General features: G+C 73.7%; 5 protein-coding genes. 4 read left to right on the top strand and 1 reads right to left on the bottom strand.

The annotated features are described in order from the left end of the window. From AB0D01_RS39450 to AB0D01_RS39460, 3 genes are all read left to right on the top strand, one after another. Positions 1 to 335: DUF3459 domain-containing protein (locus tag AB0D01_RS39450; RefSeq protein ID WP_363064210.1), on the top strand; the 335-nt coding region annotated here is incomplete at its 5' end. A gap of 26 nt (positions 336 to 361) precedes the next feature. Next, positions 362 to 1,393 (top strand): LacI family DNA-binding transcriptional regulator, encoded by a 1,032-nt coding sequence (locus tag AB0D01_RS39455; RefSeq protein WP_363064212.1) that lies wholly within the window; start codon positions 362 to 364, stop codon positions 1,391 to 1,393. Between the two features lie 106 nt (positions 1,394 to 1,499). After that, positions 1,500 to 2,390 carry a phosphatase PAP2 family protein gene (locus AB0D01_RS39460; protein WP_363064214.1) on the top strand — a complete coding sequence of 297 codons (891 nt, stop codon included), beginning with the start codon at positions 1,500 to 1,502 and terminating at the stop codon, positions 2,388 to 2,390. Between the two features lie 53 nt (positions 2,391 to 2,443). Here the strand turns inward: AB0D01_RS39460 and AB0D01_RS39465 are convergent, their stop codons facing one another. Beyond that, entirely contained in the window at positions 2,444 to 4,024 is a 1,581-nt protein-coding gene (locus AB0D01_RS39465) for an amidohydrolase (RefSeq protein ID WP_363064216.1), read from the bottom strand. A gap of 334 nt (positions 4,025 to 4,358) precedes the next feature. On the opposite strand from AB0D01_RS39465, the gene AB0D01_RS39470 reads away from it, so the two are divergent. Next, positions 4,359 to 4,970 (top strand): TetR/AcrR family transcriptional regulator C-terminal domain-containing protein, encoded by a 612-nt coding sequence (locus tag AB0D01_RS39470; RefSeq protein ID WP_363064218.1) that lies wholly within the window; start codon positions 4,359 to 4,361, stop codon positions 4,968 to 4,970. Positions 4,971 to 5,060: the final 90 nt, after the last annotated feature.

Genomic DNA, 5,060 nt, shown 5'->3' on the forward strand with positions numbered 1-5,060 from the left:
GTTGGTTGCCGCAGCCGGCGGAGTGGGCGGGGTTGAGCGTGGCCGCGCAGACCGGGGACCCGCATTCCACCCTGGAGCTCTACCGCGCCGCCCTGGAACTGCGCCGGGCCACCGCCGGCCTCGGCGCCCCCGAGGCCGGCCCGCTGACCTGGCAGCCGGCACCCGAAGGCGTCCTGCTCTTCACCCGACCCGGCTTCGCCTGCACCCTCAACACCCGACCCGAACCGCTGGAGCTCCCCTCGCCCGGCCGGCCGGTCCTGTCCAGCGCCCCGGTCGAGACGGACGGCCGCACCGTCCGGCTTCCCGCGGATTCGTGCACGTGGTGGGCTTTGTGAGCCGGCTACCGGTACAGTCCAATCCCGTGACCGCACGGCTAGCCGACATCGCAGCCCAGGCGGGGGTCAGCGAAGCCACAGTCAGCCGCGTGCTCAACGGCAAGCCCGGTGTGGCCGCCGGCACCCGCGAATCCGTGCTGGCCGCGCTCGACGTGCTCGGCTACGAGCGGCCCGTGCGGCTGCGCCGGCGCAGCGCCGGCCTGGTCGGACTGATAACCCCCGAGCTGGACAACCCCATCTTCCCGGCGCTCGCCCAGGTCATCGGGCAGGCGCTGACCCGGCAGGGGTACACCCCCGTGCTGGCCACCCAGACGCCCGGCGGCTCCACCGAGGACGAGCTGACGGAGATGCTCGTCGACCGGGGCGTCTCCGGGATCATCTTCGTCTCGGGGCTCCACGCCGACACCACCGCCGACATGGGCCGCTACGACCAGCTGCGCGCGCAGGGCGTCCCGTACGTCCTGATCAACGGCTTCTCCGACCAGGTGCGGGCGCCCTTCGTCTCCCCCGACGACCGGGCGGCGATGCAGCTGGCGGTGACCCACCTGAGCGCGCTCGGGCACACCCGTATCGGCCTGGCGGTCGGTCCGAAGCGGTTCGTGCCCGTACTGCGCAAGATCGAGGGCTTCCTGCTGGGGATGAGCGAGCGCCTCGGACTCGACGGGGCCGAGGCCGAGGAGCTCGTCCAGCACTCCCTCTACACCCTGGAGGGCGGTCAGGCCGCGGCGACCGCGCTCATCGCCCGGGGCTGCACCGCGATCGTGTGCGCGAGCGACATGATGGCGCTCGGCGCGATCCGCGCCGCCCGGCAGCAGGGCCTGCGGGTGCCGCAGGACGTCTCGGTGGTCGGCTTCGACGACTCCCCGCTCATAGCGTTCACCGACCCGCCGCTGACCACGATCCGCCAGCCGGTCCAGGCCATGGGGCAGGCCGCCGTGCGCACGCTCCTGGAGGAGATCGGCGGTACGCCGGCCCCGCACAGCGAGTTCGTGTTCCTCCCGGAACTCGTGGTGCGCGGGTCCACGGCCTCGGGGCCGGGCCGCAGGGGTCCGACCTGAGGACTGTCAAGGTCGGTACGGGTAGTCCGCAGGGCGGACCCCGGGCGCCGAAGACCGTCCCGAGGGATGATCGAAGGCGAGGGCGCATCTGGCAAACTCTCTCCCCATGGGTGAAGCGAGCGTGAAGACACTGGAAACCCGGACGGACATCGCGTCACCCCCCGTGACCGAGAGCGAGGCCCGTCCGAGCACCGAGGGTGCCCTCCTCACGCGACTGCGCGTGCCGCGCCGGCCGCGGATCTGGTTCGAGATCCTGCTGATCGCCGTCAGCTACTGGGTCTACTCGCTCATCCGCAACGCCGTGCCCGAGCAGAAGGCCGTCGCCCTCGCGAACGCCGACTGGATCTGGAGCATCGAGCGCGGCCTGGGCATCGCGGTGGAACGGTCCGTCAACCACTCCGTGAACTCGGTGACGTGGCTGATCGTCGGCATGAACTACTACTACGCCACGCTCCACTTCATCGTCACCATCGGCGTGCTGGTGTGGATCTACCGCTTCCATCCGGGGCGTTACGCCGCCACCCGCCTCGTCCTGTTCGCCACGACGGGCGTCGCCCTCGTCGGCTACTACTTCTACCCGCTCGCGCCGCCCCGCCTGATGAACGGCGGCGGGTTCGTCGACACCGTGCTGGTCCACCACACCTGGGGCTCCATGGCCTCGGGGAACCTCAAGCAGATGTCGAACCAGTACGCCGCCATGCCGTCCATGCACATAGGGTGGTCGCTCTGGTGCGGACTGACGATCTACGCCGTCGCCTCCGCGCCCTGGGCCCGGATCCTGGGCCTGCTCTACCCGACGGCGACCCTCGTGGTCATCGTGGCCACCGCCAACCACTTCTGGCTGGACGCCGTGGGCGGCATGATCTGCCTGGCCTTCGGCTACTTCGTCTCGCGCGCCTGGTACGGCTCCCTGCCGCACCGCCTGCCCCGCCACCCCGTGCACGTGGGCCCGCACCCGGCCACCGTCGCGCTGCGCGGCCGCTTCCGCAGGGCCTGAGGCCCGGCCCCGGGGCCCGACGGGCACCCCGAGGCACGCTCTCCCTCCCCCGGCTACCCGGCCCGGTGGGTGATCCGGCCGCCCGACACGGTCAGGCGGATCGGGGCCTCGGCCAACTCGTCCGTCCCCGCCGTCAGCGGATCCACCGCGAAGGCCGTCAGGTCCGCCCGCCGGCCCACCGCGATCCGGCCGGCGACGTCCTCCTCCCCCGCCGCGAGCGCGGCGTGCGAGGTCATGCCCTCCAGGGCCATCAGCCCGGTCAGCGCCGGTCCCGCCGAGGCCGCCCCGAGCGGGCCGCGGGCGGCGGCCAGGACACGGCGGGCGTCGTGGTCGGCGATCGGCCAGTCGGAGCCCAGCGCGAGGACCGCGCCCGCGTCGCGCAGGTCCCGGCAGCGCCAGGCCCGTCCGGCCCGCTCCTCGCCGAGCCGGCGCGACCACTCGTCGGTGTGGTCGGCGCGGGTGTACGCGGCGTGCGGCGGCTGCATCGAGGCGATGACGCCGATCCGCGCGAACCGCTCCAGCTGGTCGTCGGGGACGGTCTCGATGTGCTCGATCCGGTGCCGCATCCGGGCGCCGGGGCCCAGCCCGGCCACGGTGTCCAGGACGTGGCGGACGGCCGCGTCGCCGATGGCGTGGGTGGCCGTGCGCACCCCGGCCGCGTCCAGGGTGGCGACGGCCCGCGCGTAGGCCCGGGGATCGGGCCAGAAGGCCTCGGTGCCCTGGCCGTGGCAGTCTGCGTGTTCCAGCCAGGCCGTGCCGCCCTCGACGGTGCCGTCCATGAAGAACTTGACGCCTCCGATCCGCCAGTGCCGGCCGGCGAGGCCCTGGAGTTCGATCAGCTCCTCCAGTTCGGCCGCTCCCGCGCCGGGCATGCACCACGGGGCCAGGTTCAGCCGCAGCGGCAGGTGCCCCTCGTACTCGACGGTCGACAGCAGCGCGGGGACGTCGCCGTTGCCGAGGTCCATGACGTGGGCGCCGGTCAGTCCGGTGGCGGCCATGGCGTCGAGGAGCGCGAGGAGGCGTGCGCGGCGCTCCGCGCGGGAGGGCCCCGGTACCAGGGCGCCGACGAGGTCCATCGCGGCGTGCTCGACGAGGTGGCCGGTGGGGCGGCCCGCCCGGTCGCAGACGATCTCGGAGCGCTGGGCGAAGGCGCGGGGGCCGACGATCCCGGCCGCGTCGAGGGCGGGGCCGGAGGCGAGCGCGGAGTGGCCGTCGTAGAGGCGCAGGAAGGCGGGGGCGCCGGCCAGGGCGTCCTCGACGAGGGCGCGGTCGACGGGTCGGCCGCCGAAGGCGTTGTGGTCGAGGCCGTGTCCGAGGACCCAGCCCCGGGTGCGGTCGGCCGTGCGCAGGGCGGCGCGCAGTTGGTCGAGGTCGCGGACGTGCGAGAGGTCGGTGCCGGAGGCCATCTCGATGCCCCAGACGGGGTGGCTGTGGGCGTCGGTGAGGCCGGGGGTGAGGGTGGCGCCGGCGAGGTCGATCCGTTCGGTGGCGGGACCGATCAGGTCGCGTACGTCGTGCTCCTCCCCGACGGCGACGATCAGCCCGTCGAGGAGGGCCACGGCCTCGGCCGCGGGGCGGTCGGGGTCGAGGGTGTGGACGCGGGCTCCGGTGAGGACGGTGTCGGCAGCGGGCACGGCTGGTGCGCTCCTTCGGGGTGGACGGGGTGGGCGGCGGACCGGGCGTGGACCTCGGGGCGGCGGGACCTCGGCCGGTGGCGGAACCTCGGCCGGTGCGCGAGGAGGAGGCCCGCGAGGAAGAGGACGACGGCCGCGGGGAACATCGGCGCCATGAGGGCGATCATGCCGGGCGGGTTCACCCGCGGTGGCGTTTGTCGGTACGGGTCGGCATCGGTGTCGGCATCGGTGTCGACGTCGACGTCGACGGAAGCGGAAACCTAAAGGCTTTCGATTTGAGGCAATGTAGCCTCCGGTTCTGGCGTACGGGAAGACCTGACGGTGGGAGAGATCGATGGGACGGCCGCGGACACCCCTCCTGGACCGGGAGCGGATCGCCCTCACCGCCCTGCGACTGGTGTCGGAGCAGGGCGAGTTCAGCGTTCCGCAGATCGCCCGGGCGCTCGGGGTGCAGACCGGGTCCGTGTACCACCACGTGGACGGCCGGGCGGGCGTGGTGGAGCTCGTACGGGAGCTCGTGTGCGACCGGATCGCCGGCGAGGCACTCGCCCTGGAGCCGTGGGACCGGGCGTTGGAGGAGTGGGCGCGTTCCTACCGGGCCGCGTTCGCCGCCCACCCGAGGGCCATCCCGCTGTTGATGACCACACCGGTGCGGGCCCCGCGGGTGCTCGCGCAGTACGAGCGCGCCGTCGGGGTGCTGCTCGCGGCCGGCTTCACCCGGCGGACGGTGATGCCGCTGCTCACGGCCCTGGAGAACCTGGTCCTCGGCTCCGCCCTGGACCTGGCCGCCCCCGAGGCCATGTGGGAGCCGACGCCCGACACCCCGCTCCTCGCGGACGCGCTGGCGGCCGTCGGCCCGAACCGCGCGGACGCCGCCTTCGACCTCGGCCTGGCGGCATTCCTGACCGACGCGCGGACCCTGCTCGCCGCCGACCGCCCGGCCTAGGGCCTGTCGTCAAACTCCTGCCTGCCCCGCGACGCCTGGCACGCGCTCTCGCCGCACCGGGCGAAAGACCGAGTACGACCGGTACACGTG

This window comes from Streptomyces sp. NPDC048606 (genome assembly GCF_040650855.1).
Taxonomy (GTDB): domain Bacteria; phylum Actinomycetota; class Actinomycetes; order Streptomycetales; family Streptomycetaceae; genus Streptomyces.